At 66.9% G+C, this 17,581-nt stretch carries 15 protein-coding genes and 2 pseudogenes; 8 read left to right on the top strand and 9 right to left on the bottom strand.

From position 1 onward, the window contains the following. Window positions 1-14: 14 nt before the first annotated feature. From ACTOWJ_RS12480 to ACTOWJ_RS12455, 6 genes are all read right to left on the bottom strand, one after another. Window positions 15-401 carry a YbaN family protein gene (locus tag ACTOWJ_RS12480; protein WP_441335105.1) on the bottom strand — a complete coding sequence of 129 codons (387 nt, stop codon included), beginning with the start codon at window positions 399-401 and terminating at the stop codon, window positions 15-17. Between the two features lie 464 nt (window positions 402-865). Continuing rightward, complete coding sequence (locus ACTOWJ_RS12475) at window positions 866-3,016, bottom strand: S9 family peptidase (RefSeq protein WP_441334944.1); 2,151 nt, start codon at window positions 3,014-3,016, stop codon at window positions 866-868. 170 nt (window positions 3,017-3,186) lie between these two features. Further along, entirely contained in the window at window positions 3,187-5,310 is a 2,124-nt protein-coding gene (locus ACTOWJ_RS12470) for a prolyl oligopeptidase family serine peptidase (RefSeq protein ID WP_441334943.1), read from the bottom strand. Between the two features lie 266 nt (window positions 5,311-5,576). Then, the gene (locus ACTOWJ_RS12465; RefSeq protein ID WP_441334942.1) at window positions 5,577-5,939 is read right to left on the bottom strand and encodes a hypothetical protein; all 363 of its coding nucleotides are present in this window, start codon (window positions 5,937-5,939) and stop codon (window positions 5,577-5,579) included. A 480-nt stretch (window positions 5,940-6,419) separates the two neighbouring features. Beyond that, complete coding sequence (locus ACTOWJ_RS12460; protein ID WP_441334941.1) at window positions 6,420-7,361, bottom strand: patatin-like phospholipase family protein; 942 nt, start codon at window positions 7,359-7,361, stop codon at window positions 6,420-6,422. After that, entirely contained in the window at window positions 7,361-8,329 is a 969-nt protein-coding gene (locus ACTOWJ_RS12455; RefSeq protein ID WP_441334940.1) for a helix-turn-helix transcriptional regulator, read from the bottom strand. The genes ACTOWJ_RS12460 and ACTOWJ_RS12455 overlap by 1 nt, the downstream gene beginning before the upstream one ends. Before the next feature lie 90 nt (window positions 8,330-8,419). Between ACTOWJ_RS12455 and ACTOWJ_RS12450 the strand changes: the two genes are divergently transcribed. Next, complete coding sequence (locus ACTOWJ_RS12450; RefSeq protein ID WP_441334939.1) at window positions 8,420-9,004, top strand: hypothetical protein; 585 nt, start codon at window positions 8,420-8,422, stop codon at window positions 9,002-9,004. 54 nt (window positions 9,005-9,058) lie between these two features. Here the strand turns inward: ACTOWJ_RS12450 and ACTOWJ_RS12445 are convergent, their stop codons facing one another. Next, window positions 9,059-9,253, bottom strand: a complete 195-nt coding sequence (locus ACTOWJ_RS12445) for a hypothetical protein (protein WP_441334938.1) — start codon at window positions 9,251-9,253, stop codon at window positions 9,059-9,061. Window positions 9,254-9,381: 128 nt separating this feature from the next. On the opposite strand from ACTOWJ_RS12445, the gene ACTOWJ_RS12440 reads away from it, so the two are divergent. The 6 genes from ACTOWJ_RS12440 to ACTOWJ_RS12415 all read left to right on the top strand — a co-directional run bounded on the left by ACTOWJ_RS12440 (window position 9,382) and on the right by ACTOWJ_RS12415 (window position 16,158). Beyond that, window positions 9,382-12,360, top strand: coding sequence for a molybdopterin oxidoreductase family protein (locus ACTOWJ_RS12440; protein ID WP_441334937.1), 2,979 nt, complete (start codon window positions 9,382-9,384; stop codon window positions 12,358-12,360). A gap of 61 nt (window positions 12,361-12,421) precedes the next feature. Continuing rightward, window positions 12,422-12,625, top strand: a complete 204-nt coding sequence (locus ACTOWJ_RS12435) for a hypothetical protein (RefSeq protein ID WP_441334936.1) — start codon at window positions 12,422-12,424, stop codon at window positions 12,623-12,625. After that, window positions 12,622-13,431: a 4Fe-4S dicluster domain-containing protein gene (locus ACTOWJ_RS12430; protein ID WP_441334935.1), complete on the top strand. Its 810-nt coding sequence runs from the start codon at window positions 12,622-12,624 to the stop codon at window positions 13,429-13,431. Before ACTOWJ_RS12435 ends, ACTOWJ_RS12430 begins: the two co-directional genes overlap by 4 nt. Before the next feature lie 13 nt (window positions 13,432-13,444). Continuing rightward, the gene (locus tag ACTOWJ_RS12425; RefSeq protein WP_441334934.1) at window positions 13,445-14,440 is read left to right on the top strand and encodes a dimethyl sulfoxide reductase anchor subunit family protein; all 996 of its coding nucleotides are present in this window, start codon (window positions 13,445-13,447) and stop codon (window positions 14,438-14,440) included. Window positions 14,441-14,575: 135 nt separating this feature from the next. Continuing rightward, entirely contained in the window at window positions 14,576-15,289 is a 714-nt protein-coding gene (locus tag ACTOWJ_RS12420) for a DUF481 domain-containing protein (protein WP_441334933.1), read from the top strand. A gap of 164 nt (window positions 15,290-15,453) precedes the next feature. Further along, a complete protein-coding gene (locus ACTOWJ_RS12415) occupies window positions 15,454-16,158 on the top strand; it encodes a DUF481 domain-containing protein (RefSeq protein WP_441334932.1) in 705 nt (234 codons plus the stop codon). Between the two features lie 256 nt (window positions 16,159-16,414). On the opposite strand, the gene hemC is transcribed toward ACTOWJ_RS12415, so the two are convergent. Together hemC and ACTOWJ_RS12405 are read right to left on the bottom strand one after the other, a co-directional pair. Further along, on the bottom strand, window positions 16,415-17,353 hold the full coding sequence (gene hemC / locus ACTOWJ_RS12410; protein ID WP_441334931.1) for a hydroxymethylbilane synthase: 939 nt from the start codon (window positions 17,351-17,353) through the stop codon (window positions 16,415-16,417). A gap of 26 nt (window positions 17,354-17,379) precedes the next feature. Further along, window positions 17,380-17,499 (bottom strand): annotated as a pseudogene (locus tag ACTOWJ_RS12405) (DUF6053 domain-containing protein); the annotation flags it as partial. Here ACTOWJ_RS12405 and ACTOWJ_RS12400 point away from each other — a divergent pair. Next, window positions 17,459-17,545, top strand: a pseudogene (locus ACTOWJ_RS12400) (DUF6053 domain-containing protein); the annotation flags it as partial. The pseudogenes ACTOWJ_RS12405 and ACTOWJ_RS12400 overlap by 41 nt on opposite strands. Between the last annotated feature and the right edge of the window lie 36 nt (window positions 17,546-17,581).

Below are 17,581 nucleotides of genomic sequence, written 5' to 3'. Positions count from 1 at the left end.
GCTTGCCGTCGCGCTCAGGCGCTCGGCGGTTCAGGCCGGCGCCACAGCCAGATCGCGACCGTGGTCATGATCGCGATGCCGGTCGCCGACATCCACCACTTGGGCGAGGTCAGGATCATGATCACCGCGCACACCGCCATCATCGACACCGCCAGCCGCTTGGCCCGGCGGCTGACCGCGCCGTGAGCCTGCCAGTCGCGGATCATCGGGCCGAACTGGCGGTGCGCGAGCAGCCATGCATGCAGGCGTTGCGAGCCGCGCGCGGCGGCGAACGCCGACAGCAGCACGAACGGCACGGTCGGCAAACCCGGCACGGCGATGCCGATGATGCCCAGGCCCAGGCTGGCGTAGGCCAGCAGCCACCAGGCCCAGCGGAAGCGGCTGCGCGCAGGCTCGGCCACGGGCGCCTGCGCGTCGGAACGCGCGGCGCCGGCATCGGCATCGGCGGGTTCGCCCTCCTGTGCGGGCTTGGGGTCGGCGGAAGTGGGCGGAACGGACATGCCGGGAGTATGCGACTGAGCGCGCGTGTTGTCGGGACTTAGGGGAGAAATGGCGTGGATCGCGGCGCTTTCAAGATGGCGCCGCGGTGGTGGGGTGCGTGGCGATTTGAACGGAAGGCGTCGGGGCTGAAGCCCCTCCCACAGAGACTTCGTGCATCGCCACGAAACGCCAAGAGCGTGTCGCGAGCTTCGACGTCTCTGTGGGAGGGGCTTCAGCCCCGACGCTCTCCGCTACGCGATCGCATCACTTCCATTACAGACGAACCCGACCGCCCTCCACCCAACCCCGGCGCCGCAAACGAACAAGCCCGGCATGCGCCGGGCCTGTCGAATCGCCGGCGGGCCGAAGGCCGCGACGCTTGCGCTTATTTGACCGCGATATCCGCGCTGACCTGCATCTGATCGATCATGAAGGCGTACATCTCCGACTGCTCGCGGTAACGGCGGAACCGTCCCGACTTGCCGCCGTGTCCGGCATCCATGTTGGTGCGGAACAGCACCGGTTGCGTGCCTGTGTCCAGATCGCGCAGACGCGCCACGTATTTGGCCGGTTCCCAATACTGCACCTGCGAATCCCACAGGCCGGTGCCGACGAACATCGCCGGGTACGCCTGCTTCTTGAGATTGTCGTAGGGCGAGTACGACAGCATGTAGTCGTAGTAATCCTTCTTTTCCGGATTGCCCCACTCGTCGTACTCGTTGGTGGTCAGCGGAATGCTGGCGTCGAGCATGGTGGTGACCACGTCCACGAACGGCACCTGCGACAGGATCACCCGGTACTTGTCGGCGGCCATGTTGGTGATCGCGCCCATCAGCAGTCCGCCGGCGCTGCCGCCGTACGCGGCGACGCGGTCGGGCGCGGCGTAACCGGCCTTGACCAGCGCGTCGGTGACGTCGACGAAATCGTTGAAGGTGTTCTGCTTGTGGAACAGCTTGCCGTCGTCGTACCACTTGCGGCCCATTTCCTGGCCGCCGCGGATGTGCGCGATCGCATAGACCATGCCGCGATCGAGCAGGCTGACGATGGTGCCGTTGAAGGCCGGATCCATCGACATGCCGTAGCTGCCGTAGGCGTACTGCAGCATCGCCGCCTTGCCGTTCTTCTCGAAGCCTTTCTTGTAGACCAGCGACACCGGCACCTTGACGCCGTCGCGCGCGGTTGCCCAGAAGCGCTCGGTGACGTACCGGTCGGCGTCGTAGCCGATCACCGGCTGACGCTTGAGCAGCTTGCGCTCGCCGGTCTGGGTGTTGAGCTCGTAAGTGGTCGCCGGTGTGGTCAGCGAGGTGTAGGTGTAACGCAGCCACGGCGTGTCGTGTTCGGAGTTGGTCGCCAGCCCCATCGAGAACGCCGGCTCGTCGGCCTTGACGAATTCTTCCTTGCCGTCCTTTCCGATCAGGCGCAGGCGCTCGAGCGCGTTGGAACGTTCGGCGACCGCGGTGAAACCGTCGAACAACTCGAAACCTTCGATGAATACGTCGTCGCGATGGGCGACCCAGTCCTTCCATTCCTTGCGCGAGCGCGCGCCGTCGGCGGCGGTGACCAGCTTGAAGTTCGGCGCGGGCTTGCCGTCGGCGCCGGGTGCGTTGGTGCGGATCACCCAGCGGCCGTCGAGACGGTCGGCATCGTATTCCACGTCGCGCTCGCGCGGGGCCAGCACGGCGAATTCCTTCGGATCGGCGGCGGCCGCGCAGCGCGTTTCGCTGGACACGGTGCTGTGCACGCTGATGCAGATGTAGGCGTCGTCGCGGGTGCGGCCGATGCCCATGTAGAAACTGTCGTCCTTTTCCTCGTAGACCAGCGCGTCGCTGCTGGCCGGCGTGCCCAGCACGTGCTTCTTGACCCGCACGGTGAGCAGGGTTTCCGGGTCGTTCTCGACGTAGAACAAGGTCTTGTTGTCGTCGGCCCAGACCAGATCGGTGGACACGCCGGAGATCACGTCGGAATAGATCTCACCGGTGGCGAGGTTCTTGAACCGGATCGTGTACTGGCGGCGGCCGATCGCATCGTCGGCCCAGGCCAGGATCTGGTTGTCCGGAGTGACTTCCATGCCGCCGACGTTGAAGTAGTCCTTGCCCTTGGCCATGGCGTTGACGTCGAGCAGGATTTCCTCGGCCGCCTCCATGCTGCCCTTGCGGCGCGCGTGGATCGGATAGTCCTGGCCGGTTTCGAAGCGCGTGTAGTACCAGAAGCCGCGTTCGCGGTACGGCACCGAGCTGTCGTCCTGCTTGATGCGGCCGACGATCTCGCCGTAGAGCTTGTCCTCCACCGGCTTGAGCGACTTCATCACCGCGTCGACGTAGGCGTTCTCGGCATTGAGATACGCCAGCATCTGCGGATTCTTGCGCTTGTCGTCGCGCAGCCAGTAGTACTCGTCGCCGCGCTGCGCGCCGTGCGGCGCCTTGACCTGGTGCGGCTTCTTGGCGGCGTCGGGCGGCGCGGGCAGCGTCGCGGCGGTGGCGGTAAGGGTCGTGGTCATCAGGAGCGTGGCCGCTAACGTGAGTAGAGTCGGTTTCATATAAGGTCCGAAATCGTGATCCGCAATGGCTGAGCGCCGGAACGGTGGCTTCAGGCTTTGGGGCCGGGAGGTTGACAGGGCCGACCGTGCGCCGTTGGCGAGCCTCTACGCGGAAGCGGGCGCCCTTGGGCGCCCGTCCGAGGTTCAACCCGGCTTCATGCCCTCGTCGCTCATTTGGCCAGTTGCTCCCACAAGAAGGTGTAGGCCAGCGCGTTCATATGTGCCTGCTGCGCGTTGTTGGCCGCGCCGCCGTGGCCGCCTTCGACGTTCTCGTAATAGGTCACGTTCTTGCCGGCATCGAGCATTTTCGCCGCCATCTTGCGCGCATGGCCGGGATGGACGCGGTCGTCCTTGGTCGAGGTGGTGAAGATCACCGGCGGGTAGTCGCGCTTGGCGTCGAACAGGTGGTACGGCGAGAAGGTCTTGATGAACGACCAGTCGTCGGTGTCCGGATCGCCGTATTCGGCCATCCACGACGCGCCCGCCAGCAGATGGTTGTAGCGCTTCATGTCCAGCAACGGCACCTGCACCACCACCGCGCCGAACAGGTCCGGGTACTGGGTGAGCATGTTGCCGGTCAGCAGACCGCCGTTGCTGCCGCCCTGCACGCCCAGGTGCGGGGTCGAGGTGATCTTGCGCGCGATCAAATCCTGGCCGACCGCGGCGAAGTCCTCGTAAGCCTTGTGGCGGTTGGCCTTGAGCGCGGCCTGGTGCCAGCGCGGACCGTACTCGCCGCCGCCGCGGATATTGGCGACCACGTACACGCCGCCCTTCTCCAGCCAGCCCTTGCCGATGCCGCCGGAGTAGGTCGGGGTCAGCGAAATCTCGAAACCGCCGTAGCCGTACAACAGGGTCGGCGCCTTGCCGTCGAGCTTCACATCCTTCGGCCGCACCACGAAGTACGGCACGCGGGTGCCGTCCTTGCTCTTGGCGAAGTGCTGTTCGATCACGTCCTTGGACGCGTCGAAATAAGTCGGATTGGTCTTGAGCGTCTGCGGCGCTTTGCCCACTTCGGCCAGGGCCAGCGTGGTCGGGGTCAGATAATCCGACGCGCTCAACCACAGCGCGTCGCTTTCATCGCTGTCGACCGCCGAGACCGCCACCGTGCCGAACGCCGGCGCGCCGACGAATTCGCTGCGCTTCCACTCGCCCGCGGCGCCGCCTTCGGCCGGGGTCAACACGCTGAGCTTGTACTTGACGTCGTCGAGCACGTTGAGGATCAGGTGATGACGCGTCCACACCGCGCTCGCCAGCGAGGTGGTGTCGGTCGGCGCGAACAAAGTGGTGAAGCCACGCTTGCCGGCCAGGAAATCGTCGAACTTGATCGCGATCAGGCTGCCGGAGGCGTACTTCTTGCCGTCGGCTTCATAAGGATCGCGCAGTTCGGCGACCAGCCATTCGCGATGCACGTACTTGTTGGCCGAGTTGGGCAGCTCGATCTTGCCGAGCTTGCCGTCCTTGCCGCGCAGGTACAGCTCATCGTTGTAGAACGCCAGGGCGCGCTGGACGAAGTCGCGCTCGAAACCCTCGGTCGGATCGTGCCAGGCCGACACCGCCAAATCGGTGTCCTTGCCCTCGTACACCGGCGTGGCCTGCGCCATCGGCGTGCCGCGCTTCCACAGGCGCACGGTGCGCGCATAGCCCGAGGTGGTCATCGTGCCCTTGCCGAAATCGGTGGCGACGTAGACGTGATCGCGATCGATCCAGTTCAGGCTGCCCTTGGCCTCGGGGCGAAAGAAGCCGTCCTTGATCCAGGTCTTGCTGGTGAGGTCGAACTCGCGGGTCACGTCGGCGTCGGAGCCGCCGCGCGACAGCGCGACCAGGCAGCGCTGGTAATCGGGCTTGAGGCATTCGGCGCCGTGCCACACCCATTGCTCGTTCTCTTGCGCGTTGAGCGCGTCCAGATCGATCACCGTCTCCCACTGCGGCTTGTCCTTGCGGTACTCCGCAAGCGTGGTGCGACGCCACAGGCCGCGCTGGTGCTGCGCGTCCTTCCAGAAGTTGTAGTAGTAATCGCCGATCTTCTCCACGCCGGGGATCTTGGCGGTGGAATCGAGGATCGCGAGGATGCTGGACTCAAGCTGCTTGAACTGCGGGGTCGAGGCCAGTTCGGCCTCGGTCTTGGCGTTGCGCGCGTGCACCCAGTCCAGGGCGCGCTTGCCTTCGACCTCTTCGAGCCAGGCATAAGAATCGTCGGTCACGGGCTTCTCCTGGGCGTGTACGGCCCCGGAAGCCGAAGCCGCGGCCAGACCGGCCGCGAACAACAGAGACTGACAGGTCGACTTCGTGGGCATGGCGCATCCGGGTAAAAAAGGAAGGCCGCCACGCTAGCACAGGGCGGGAGGGCCCCCGCCCTGTCCAAGGTCATGTAGGGAGTTGCGCAGTTTGGCGCGTTGCCCGGAGCGTGCCGGCGGCCCCTTATCGGACACCCGGACCGGGCCGTCGCGGTGGCTGACGGCGCCCGCTGGCACCGCAATTCCGCCCGCACGAGGATCGCGGCCCGGAGCTCCCGCAACCCCGGAACGATTCAGGCCCCTTATAGAGATGAGTAGCGCCAGGCTCAAGCCGCACGCGGCAACGGCCGCGCGCCGAGCGCCGGCCGCGCGCGCCGCCGCGCCTGCACCGCCCCGCGCCGACGCCGCGGCACCGCCGCGACCGTCGCCTGCGTAGCCGGGCGCCGCCACGACGGCAGACGGAACCGGTGCAGTGCCCACCAGGCCAGCGCCGGCATCGCCACCAGCCACAGCGGCAACCAGCCGATCGCCGCGTGACTGCCGCGCGCGGCCGGCAGCATCAGCACCAGCAGACCGCCGATGGCGACGGCGTAGCGAAGGGCGGTGTCCAGATCGGCGCGGACGGAGCCGGCCTGGATGAAATCGGCCTGATCGGCGGCGGGGCGGATATCGGCGGCGGTGACGGGCATGACCTGACTCCGGAACGGTGCGAAGGGTGGGATGGCGTTGTCCCTACCTTCCTGGCGTGGCGTCTCAGAGGTTGCGATGTTCAGGACCGTTGGTCGGGGCGCAGCCCGAACCCATGATGATGGCTCGGGCGGTTCGGCACGAATCAGGTGTTCAGCCGCCGAGCAGCCCCGCAGGTTGCTCCGCCCTCGCCTTGTTGTTGTTGTTGCTGTTGCTGTTGCTGGGCGGCGCACCTGACTCGCGATAGCGATAGGACACCCGGAGGGCGGCGCACGTCCTGTGCGCCGCCCTCCGGGTGTCCTATCGCTATCGCGAGTTACTTGCGCCGCCGAGCCAGAGCCAGAGCAATATCTTGGCAACAGCAACAGCAACAGCAACAGCCACGGCAACGCCGCAGCCGCACCGTTACCACGGCAGCCACAACTTCAAACGTGAAGAATTCGGAGCAACAACCAGAACGGAAGCGGACGCCTCGACCGGACTCAGTACCCGGCCTTATCCAAGGCCTTCTCGGCCTCTTCCCGCCCCAACTCGATCAACTCCTTGGCCCGCCAGAACTCGTAGAACTGACAAGCGTCGCGCGGAATCCGGATCACCAACTCCGGCGGATCCAACGCCAACTGCACCCGGGCGATCTGCGCCTGCATCATGTCCAACGACCGCGCCATCAATTCGCTGAAGCTGAACTCGTGCGGCGCGTCCTGGCCCGGCACGTCGACTTGCGGCGAATAGCTGCGCCGGAACCAGCGGCTCAACAGCGAGGGCGGCTTGATCGACGCCACCTGCAAGGCCCCCGCGTCCACTGCGCCGTTGCGATGCGCCAATCCGCCCGACGGTTGATCCGGCCAACCGTGCATGTCCACCGCGATCAGCCGATGCGCATCGGACAAACGCGTGGCGGTGATCGGCAACGGCGCCAACAGACCACCGTCGACCAGTTCGCGACCGTGCAACTCGTAAGGCGTGAACACGCCGGGGATCGCGATCGAGGCGCGCACCGCGTCCCACAGATCGCCTTCGCGCAGCCAGACTTCGCGCTGACGCACCAGATCGACCGCGACCGCGGTGAAATCCACCGCCAGGTCCTCGATGCGCGGCTCGCCCGCCAGTTCGCGCAGCGCATGCATCAGCCGTTCGCCGCGGAACAGCGCCGGTTGGCCGAACACCGGATCGAGCAGGCGCAGCATGTCGGTGCGGCTCATGCTGTAGAGCCAGTCGCGGTAGACATCCATCTTGCCGGCGGCGAACAGGCCGCCGACCAGCGCGCCGCTGGAGGAACCGGCGACCGCGACGATGCGCAGGCCGCGCGCCTGCAGCGCTTGAATAACGCCGATCTGGGCCAGCCCGCGCGCGCCGCCCGCGCCCAGCACGAGCGCCACCGGCTCGCCGCTTTCGATGTGCGGGGCGTCGGCGCCGGGCGACATCAGTGGCCGTAGTTGCTCAGCGCCAGTTCCAGCATCGACTTGGCCTGCTCGCGCAGCACCACCGGTTCGACGATCTCGGCGTCGCTGCCGTAATGCATCACGTCCATCAGCAACTCGCGGCCCGCGCTGTAGGGCACCTTGAGTTCATAGCGGCCGTCGGGCAGGAAACGGCCCTGCTGCTGCGAATGCCAGTGTTCGTCGGCGACCCAGCGCGCGGCCTTGGCGCTGAAGACGATGGTCGCCCAACCCTTGGGCGCGCCGGAGAAGATGCCGTAGCTCGAAGCCAGATGCTGATCGAGCTCCTCGTCGGCGACGTCGCGCGCGGCGGTTTCGCCGATCTTGGCCACGCTGATGCGGTCGACCGAGAAGCTGCGCAGCGCATCGCGCTCGTGATCCCAGGCGTCGAGGTACCAGTTCTCGCGGTAATGGGTCAGCCGCTGCGGCGAAACGCTGCGGCGGGTGCGCTCGTCGGTGGAACGGGCGCGGTATTCGAACGTCAGCGTCTTGCGATCGAGCACTGCGGTGGCGACCGACCGGAACGCAGTTTCGTCCAGGCGCCGGGTGCGATGCGGAATCACCCGGACCCGCTCGACCGGCAGGCGGCGGCCGCCGGCGTGTTCGTCGAGCAGTTTCTCGATGCGCTGCTGTAACGGCGCCAGCGCGTTGGACAGCACTCCGCCGCCGCTGCGCATCAGCAATTGCTGCGCGGCCAACAGCGAGTGCAGTTCCTCCGAGCTCAGCCACAGGCCGGGCAGCTCGAAGCGGTCGCCTTCGCTGGTGTCGTAGCGGAAACCGGCTTCGCCGTTGCCGACCACCGGCGCCATCAGGTAATCGCGCAGATAGGCCAGATCCCGATAGACGGTCGCGCGCGAGCACTCCAGGTCTTCCTGGAGACGCTGAACTGTGACCGGATACCGGGCCGCGGTGAGAATCCGGTGCAACGCGTGGATGCGTTCGATACGTTCCATGTCGGCAAGGGTCTGGTAGAGGCGGTGGGGACACAACTAGCATGGCACCGGCCACTGTCCGGCCGCCACCATCGAACCTAAGGATCCTACGTGATCAAGACCTCATTATCCGCAACGCTGACCCCCGCGGTGCTGCTGCTCGGCCTGACCGCCTCCAGTCTGGCCTGGGCCGGACCGAAGGAAGAGGTCGTCGCCGCGGTGGACAAGTTCCTCGCCGCCAAGAGCTACCACGCCACCATGAGCATGGGCCCCGGCCCGGCCACCGACACCGACTTCGTCGCGCCCGACCGCATGCGCGTGAAGCTCGGTGCAATGGGCGAACAGGTCATGATCGGCAACAGCACCTATCTGACCATGCAAGGCAAAACCACCAAGACGCCCTCGCCCGGCGGCGGCGTGGCCGCCACCCGCAGCCGCGAGAAGATCCTCGGCGATCTGCAGAGCCTGAAGGTCACCGCGCTCGGCGCGGAAACCCTGGGCGGCGTGGCGACCAAGAAGTACAAGGTCGAGAACAGCAAATCCAAGTCCACCTCGACCTTCTGGGTCGCGGCCAACGGTTATCCCGTGCAAGCGGTCAATGTGGCGGACGTCGGCGGCAAGCAATACACCTCGACGTTGAAGTACTCGCGTTTCAACGATGCCAGTATCAAGATCGAAGCACCGGCGGTGAAGTGACATTAGACACCCGCGCGGTCGCATCGATTGCGACCGCGCGGGCGCCTCGCGCATTCAGCCGGTGATGGCGCCGCGCATCGCCAACGCCAGTTGGTGCGCGGCGTACATCGCCGCGGCGCCCAGCCCTGCCGTCAAGATCGCGCCCCAGTACCAGCGGTTGAATCCCGGCAGACGCGCGCGCTTGCGGTAGCCGATCCAGGCCGACACTGCCGCCAGGGCGAAGAATCCGCCGTAATAGGCAAAGGTCAATAAAAAGCCGTCCATAGCATTGCCGCTCGGTCGATCGTCCGACCCTGCAGTATGTCGGCGCACGCGCGGCAGCGGCAAGCGCGGCGCGCACGCTCGCCTGATCCGGCGGCAATGGGCACAATGACCCGATGCGAAAGCACGCTCTGCCCGAGCCAGCCATCGATCTGTCGCCCTCGCCCGGCGACGAGGTCAAGACCACGACCTGTTACATGTGTGCCTGCCGTTGCGGCATCAAGGTCTGGCTGGCCGACGGCCAAATCCGTTACATCCAGGGCAATCCCGATCATCCGGTCAACCAGGGCGTGCTGTGCGCCAAGGGCTCGGCCGGGATCATGCAGCACTACTCGCCGGCGCGGCTGAGTAAGCCTTTGCTGCGCGTGGGCGAGCGCGGCCGCGGCGAGTTCCGCGAGATCGAATGGGATCAGGCGCTGCGCATCGCCACCGATTGGCTGGCGCCGATCCGCCGGCGCAATCCCGACGAGTTGGCCTTCTTCACCGGCCGCGACCAGTCGCAGGCGCTGACCGGCTGGTGGGCGCAGCAGTTCGGCACGGTCAATTACGCCGCGCACGGCGGGTTCTGCTCGGTCAACATGGCCGCTGGCGGCTTGTACACGCTGGGCGGGTCGTTCTGGGAATTCGGCGAGCCCGATTGGGAGCATTCGCGTTATCTGATGCTGTGGGGCGTGGCCGAAGATCACGACTCCAATCCGATCAAGCTCGGCCTGGGCAAGTTGAAGGCGCGCGGAGCGAAGATCGTCGCGGTCAATCCGGTGCGCAGCGGTTATGGCGCGATCGCCGACGAGTGGATCGGAATCCGCCCGGGCACCGACGGGTTGTTCGCGTTCGCGTTGATCCACGAATTGCTCAAGGCCGATCGGATCGACCTGGAGTATCTGGTGCGCTACGCCAACGCGCATTGGCTGGTGGTGCGCAATCCGGGCGGCGCGGACGATGGCTTGTTCGCGCGCGATGAGGATGGACGGGTGTTGTGTTGGGTACGCGGCCCTCACCCCGGCCCTCTCCCGCAAGCGGGAGAGGGAGCAGAGCACGCGCACTCGCCCGAAGATCCCCCTCTCCCGCCCGCGGGAGAGGGCCGGGGCGAGGGCCGCGCGCTGCCGGCCGACACCATCGATATCTCGCCCGCCGTCGTGGGCGAATACGTACTCCCCGATGGCCGCCGCGTCGTTCCGGTGTTCCATCTGATCGCCGAACGTTACCTCGATGCGCAGTACGCGCCCGACGCGGTCAGCGAACGTTGCGGCATTCCCGCCGACACGATCCGCCGCATCGCCCGCGAATTGGCGCAGGCCGCGTTCGACGATCCCTTGCGCCTGCCGATCGCCTGGACCGACGCGCACGGCCGCGAGCACCCGGACATGCTCGGCCGCCCGGTCAGCCTGCACGCCATGCGCGGGATCAGCGCGCACAGCAACGGCTTCCACTCTTGCCGCGCGCTGCATCTGTTGCAGTTGCTGCTCGGCGCGGTCGATACGCCGGGCTCGTTCCGTTATCAGCCGCCGTACCCCAAGCCACTGCCCCCGCCGAACCGCCCAGGAAAGCAGCGTCAAGCCAATGGCTCGCTGGATGCAGCACCGCTGGGCTTCGTCCACGGCCCCGAAGACCTGGTCGTCGACGAACACGGCCAGCCGCGGCGCATCGACCACGCGTTCTCGTGGGCCTACCCGCTGTCCGCGCACGGCATGATGCACAGCGTGATCCGCAACGCCTGGGCCGGCGATCCGTACAAGATCGACACGCTGATGATGTTCATGGCCAACATGAGCTGGAATTCGGCGATGAACACCAGCCAGACCATCGGCTGGCTGACCGATCGCGGCGACGATGGCGAATACCGCATCCCGCACATCATCTACGCCGACGCCTACGCCTCGGAGATGACCGCCTACGCCGACCTGGTATTGCCCGACACGACGTACCTGGAACGCTTCGACGCGATCAGCCTGCTCGACCGGCCGATCTCCGATGCCGATTCGGCGTGCGATGCGATCCGCCATCCAATCGTAGATGCAGCAACTCAGCGCCTGGGCAACGAGCAGACGCCCCGCGACGTCCGCGGCTTCCAATCCGTCCTCCTGGATCTGGGCGCCCGCCTTGGCCTGCCCGGCATGACATTGGAAGACGGCAGCCCGCGTTACCGCGACTACGCCGACTACATCGTCCGCCACGAACGCGCGCCCGGCGTCGGCCTGCTCGCCGGCTGGCGCGGCGAGCACGGCGAACTCGAAGCCAAGGGCCCGCCCAATCCCGAGCAGTTGCAGCGCTACATCGACAACGGCGGTTTCTGGCGCGGTCACGTGCCCGAGTCGGCGCGTTACTACAAGATGGCCAATCGCGCGTATCTGGACTGGGCGCAGAAGATGGGCTTTCTCGGCCACGCCGAACCGATCGCGCTGCAGTTGTATTCGGAAATCCTGCAGAAGTTCCGCCTGGCCGCGCAAGGCCACGGCGAGCGACAGCCGCCGGCCGAACACCGCGAGCGCGTGGCCACGTATTTCGACCCGCTGCCGATCTGGTACGAGCCGTTCGAAGGCGCGCAGGTCGAAGACTCGGCCACGCGCTTCCCGCTCAGCGCGGTGACCCAGCGGCCGATGTTCATGTACCACTCGTGGGGCTCGCAGAACGCCTGGCTGCGCCAGATCAGCGCGCGCAATTATCTGTACCTGCACCCGGACACCGGCGCGCGCTTCGGCCTCGACGACGAGGACTGGATCGCGGTGGAATCGCACCACGGCCGCATCACGGTGCAGGCCAAGTTCGCCGCCAACGTCCAGCCCGATACGGTCTGGACCTGGAACGCGATCGGCAAGCGCCGCGGCGCCTGGCGGCTGTCGCGCGACGCGCCGGAAGCGAGCAAGGGCTTCTTGCTCAACCATTTGATTTCCGACCTCACTCCGCGCGGCGATTACGCCAACGCCGACCCGGTCACAGGTCAGGCGGCGTGGTTCGATCTGCGGGTGAACCTGCGCAAGGCCGATCCGGGCGAGAATGCGCAGGCCACCTCGCAGCCGCAGTTCACGCCGCTGTCGTTCGAGGCCGCCGACAATCAACCGCTGCGCTACGGCGCACAGTTCAGGAAGAACCGATGATCGCAAGCGCAGCAATGCTCCTGTTTTCCGCCGGTCGCGCCGCGCGCGCGCGGAGATCGGCATGAAGACCGTGCGGGTGATCTGGGGCGCGATCTGCATGGTGCTCGGGTTGTCGCTGGCGGCGCTGTTGGGGCTGGTCGGGTCCGGCCTCAATCGCGGCACCGGCGCGCCGGCCCTGGTTTCGCTGATGCCGGGTGTGGCGGTCGGTTTGACCGTATTCGCCGCCGGCGCGTGGATGGTCTACAGCGGAATCAGGAAACGATGACCGATCTGCCGCCGCCGTCGCGCAAGAAACTCGGTCTGGTGATCGATCTGGACACTTGCGTGGGTTGCCACGCCTGCGCGGTGAGCTGCAAGGAATGGAACACAGGCGGGATCGCCGCGCCGCTGACCGACGAACAGCCCTACGGCAAGGACCCTTCGGGCGTGTGGTTCAACCGCGTGCACAGCTACGAGGTCCAGGCCATGCCGCTGGCCGATCCGGTGCGCGGCTGCGGCAGCGCCGCGGGTCTGCAAGCGCCGGCCGCGACCGCGCCGCAACCGGCGATGACCCTGCACTTCCCGCGTTCGTGCCTGCATTGCGAACAACCGGCCTGCGTGACCGTTTGCCCCACCGGCGCCAGCTACAAGCGCGCCGAGGACGGCATCGTGCTGGTCGACGAGGACAAGTGCATCGGCTGCAAACTGTGCTCGTGGGCCTGCCCTTACGGCGCGCGCGAATACAGCCAGGTCGAAGGGGTGATGAAGAAGTGCACCCTGTGTATCGACCGCATCTACAACGAGAACCTCAGCGAATCCGAACGCCAGCCGGCCTGCGTGCAGGCCTGTCCGACCCGCGCGCGCCATTTCGGCGACCTGGGCGATCCGGAGTCGGCGGTGTCCAAGCTGGTGGCCGAACGCGGCGGCGTGGATCTGATGGGGCAATTGGGCTATCGGCCGACCAACAAGTATCTGCCGCCGCGGCCGAGGCGCGACGGCGCGGAAGATCGCGCCGCGCCTGCGCCGGAAGCGCTGGACACCGCGGCGCTGCCGCCGGTGCTGCGCTGGCTCGACAAGGTGCTGTCGCGATGATCGCGCATGCGCCGTGCCGCGCACACCGTTCCATGTTCGCTTTCGCGGCCGGCGCACGCTGACCATGCACCCGGCGTTCTCGGTCATCGTCTTCACTGTCTTGTCGGGGGCCGGCTACGGCCTGATGGCCTGGATCGGCGTTGGCGCATTGTGGAAGTACGCCATCGCGGCGCCGGTCGAACCCATGCGACTGCTGGCGATACCGCTGCTGTTCGCCTTGCTTCTGGTCAGCGTCGGCTTGCTCAGTTCCATGGCCCACCTGGGCAAGCCGATGCGCGCTTGGCGCGCGTTCTCGCAGTGGCGCAGTTCGTGGCTGTCGCGCGAGGGCGTCATGGCGATCCTCACGTATCTGCCCGCGCTGGGATTATTGCTGGGCGCAGTGCGCGAATCCGCTGCGTCGATGCCGCCATGGCTCGCCGCCGCGTTGACGGTCTGCGCGCTGGTCACCGTGGCGTGCACGGCGATGATCTATGCATCGCTCATACCGATTCCGGCCTGGCGCCATCGCCTGGTGGTGCCGGTGTATCTGGCCTTCGCCCTGCTCAGCGGCGCGGCCTTGCTGGCCGCGATGCCGGGCGCGCATGCGGCGGCACGCGCGGCGACGCTGTCGGTGGCGGTGTTGGCGCCGCTGACCGCCGCGCTCAAGATCGCTTACTGGCGCGCGATCGATCGCACGCCGTTGCCGCTGAGCCGCGGCGACGCGGTCGGCCTGCCCGAACGCGAATTGTCGGTATTCGAACGCCCGCACACCGAAGACAACTACCTCACCCGCGAAATGGGCTACGTGCTCGCGCGCAAGCACGCGCCCAAGCTGCGGCGGATCGCGCTGGCGCTGTTCGCGGCGCTGCCGCTGGCCGCGGCGCTGCTGTCGCTGACCGCCGCGGCCGCTTCGCCGGGCACGGCCTGGGCGCTGATGAGCGTGGCCGCGTTGTCCACCCTGCTCGGCGCCGGGGTCGAGCGCTGGCTGTTCTTCGCCCAGGCGCGCCATTTGGTCACGCTCTATTATTGACGCAAGCAATCAATACCAATAAATCGATCGCTACAGATTATTTTGTGATGATCTTCACATAAAATTGGCCAAACTCCAGATCCCGCCGACTCGCACTCGGCGGTTTTTTTCGTCCCGATCCAGGAGTTTTTGCTAATGCGTAAGTTGTTTGGCGCCATCGCGCTCACCGCCGCCCTCAGCCCTGTCCACGCCCAACAGGCCCGCGCCGACGGCTGGAGCGGCACCGGCGAACTCGGCCTGGCCGTGTCCAAGGGCAACACCGACAGTCAGACCCTGATCGGCAAGCTCAACATTGCCAAGGAAGACGCGCAGTGGAAGCACTCGGCCGGCGCTTCGTTCCTGTACGGCAAGCAGGACGACGTGGAAAGCGCGCGCCGTTACGAGGTGTTCGCCAAAAGCGGCTACCGCCTGGGCGCGCGCAGCTACGTGTTCGGTTCGGCGCGCAACGAGCGCGACCATTTCACCGCCAACGAATACCAATGGACCGCCGCGGTCGGCTACGGCTTCGAAGCGATCAAGAACAAGGACACCCATCTGACCTTCGAGATCGGCCCGGGTTACCGCTGGGCCAAGCTGCAGGACGTGCAGATCCATCAGAACGAGGCGATCGCGCGCGGCTACATGGACTTCGGCCACAAGCTCACCGAGACCACCTCGATCTACGACACCCTGCTGATCGAAGCCGGCAGCGACAACACCTACGCCCGCAACGACCTGGGCCTGCTGGTCAAGATGACCGACGCACTGGCGCTCAAGGCCGGGGTCGAGGTGCGCCACAACACCGACGTGATTCCGGGCACCAAGAAGACCGACACCCTGACCACGCTCAACGTGGTCTACGGCTTCTGATCCAGCAACGATAAAGCGTCAAACCGCGCCGGGGCGGCCCTTCTGGGCGTCCGGCGCGGGATTTTCGGTTGATTTCAGGTGCCCACGCGATCAACCGGTACGTTAATCGGACCTATCCAGCGTGCGCGCAGTCGCAGGTCTGTAATCGGTTTCATGGCATTATCGTGGACCGTCCTCCGGCCTTACCCCAGACGATGCTCGGTGCAATCGGGCTCGCCCTGCTCGGCGCGCCCCTGGTCACATTGCCGACGCCCGCCTTCGGCGGCGACCCGATCCTGATCGCCATCGCCAGCGATCCGGCACAGATGCGCCTGCAGTGTTTCTCGACCCGTTGCGGCGACGAGGAGTGGAAGCTGGCGATGACGCCGCGCCAGCGTGCGCCGGAGATCAACCCGGCCGACCTGCCGCCGCTGCGGCCGGTGCTGCTGCCCGGCCAGCAACGCGTGATCGGCGGCGTCAGCGCGCCGGCCACCTCGCGCGAGAGCCGCACGATGTATTCCAACGACTACCGCATCGGCACCCGCTACGGCGTGCAGGCGGTGCGCGACGGCCCGACCCAGATCGGCTTGACCTTCGGCGCCGGCTATCGCCTGGCGCCGCTGGCCGACGACGGAATCAACCGCCCCGGCGCGGTGTTCCGCGGCGAACTCAACCTGGGCCAGCGCATCACCGAGCGAGCGCGCTGGACCCAGCGCGTGCAGGTCGAAAGCGGCGGCGGCGACACCTTCGTCAAACAGTCGGTGCGCCTGGACGTGGACGTGTGGCAGAACTGGAAACTGGAAACCGACTTCGCGATCCGTCACGACAACAAGGGCGGCGGCGGCAGCGAGAGCGCGGAAAGCTCGATCGAGCTGATCCGGCGGTTTTGAGTTGCGTTGCGCGCCGATCGTCGCGCGTGCGACGGTTGCTTCCTGTAGGAGCGGCGCGAGCCGCGACCAACCGCAGCGGTGTACGCGAGCGCCGTGACCGAAGCCCCGTAACCAGGAGCGCCGACGCGAAACTTCATGCGCGACGTCGCCGGACCGTGTCGCAACGACCTGTCTTTCGTCGTCGTTGAGGTGTCGCGGTCGCGGCTCGCGCCGCTCCTACAAGGGGCTATCGGAGCTTGCTGCGATCATGCGGCGCTCAGTCCGAATCGGCGCCGTCGGGCAAGGACTCGGCGATGAAATCGCCGGCGCCCTGATTGAGCAACAACTGCGCGACTTCGATGCCCAGGCATTCGGGCGCGTCGCCGCGGCCTTCGCCGTGCGCGCGCACCGAGCGGCCGTCGCTGGCCGAGCCGACCTGGCCGTCCAGGCGCAGGTGTTCGCCGTCCAAACGGGCGTAGGCGGCGACCGGCACGTGGCAGCTGCCGTGCAAGGCGCGGTTCATCGCCCGCTCGGCTTCCACGCAGGTGCGGGTGTCGGGGTGATCGAGCGCGGCGCACAGCGTGCGCGTGGCGATGTCGTCGTCGCGGCATTCGATCGCGATCGCACCCTGCGCCGGCGCCGGCAGCCAGTACGGCGATTGCAGGCGCGCGCGGATGCGCGCGTCCAGGCCCAGGCGTTGCAGGCCGGCGCAGGCCAGGACGATCGCGTCGTACTCGCCCGCGTCGAGGCGGGCCAGGCGGGTGTTGACGTTGCCGCGCAGATCGCGCAGTTCCAGGTCCGGGCGCAGCGCGCGCAATTGCGCCTGACGCCGCAGCGAGGACGTGCCCACGCGCGCGCCGGTCGGCAGCGCGTCGATGCCGTCGAAGGCGTTGCTGACGAAGGCGTCGGCGTAGTCGGCGCGCTCCAGGATCGCCGGCAAGGCGAAGCCGGGCTCCAGTTCCATCGGCACGTCCTTGAGCGAATGCACCGCGCAATCGGCTTCGCCGCGCAGCATCGCCAGCTCCAGTTCCTTCAAAAACAAGCCCTTGCCGCCGATCGCGGCCAGCGAGCGGTCCAGCACTTCGTCGCCGCGGGTGCTCATCGGCACCAGTTCCACCGCCAGCCCGGAGTGCGCGGCGCGCAGGCGGTCGGCGACATGCTCGCTCTGCCACAGGGCGAGCGGGCTTTTACGGGTGGCGATGCGCAGGGTCTTCATGGCGGCATTATCGCCGTTGCCGGGGCCTACGGCCAAAAAGCCGGAGGCTCGTCCGCATCGGCGAGCGGCCGTGCAAGGTCATCGCTTGAAGCGGCGGAAGCTTTTGTGGGAGGGGCTTCAGCCCCGACGCTCACCGCTCGAATCGCTGCGTACTTTCACCGCGCCGGATCGAAAGGCGTCGGGCCTGAAGGCCCTCCCACAAAAGACCTCTCGAATTCCGAATCCGAA

The organism is Lysobacter sp. CA199 (assembly GCF_052078715.1).
In the GTDB taxonomy this organism is placed as follows: domain Bacteria; phylum Pseudomonadota; class Gammaproteobacteria; order Xanthomonadales; family Xanthomonadaceae; genus Lysobacter.
Note: the sequence above shows the minus strand (reverse complement) of the source record. Positions and strands in the feature narration are given on the sequence as shown.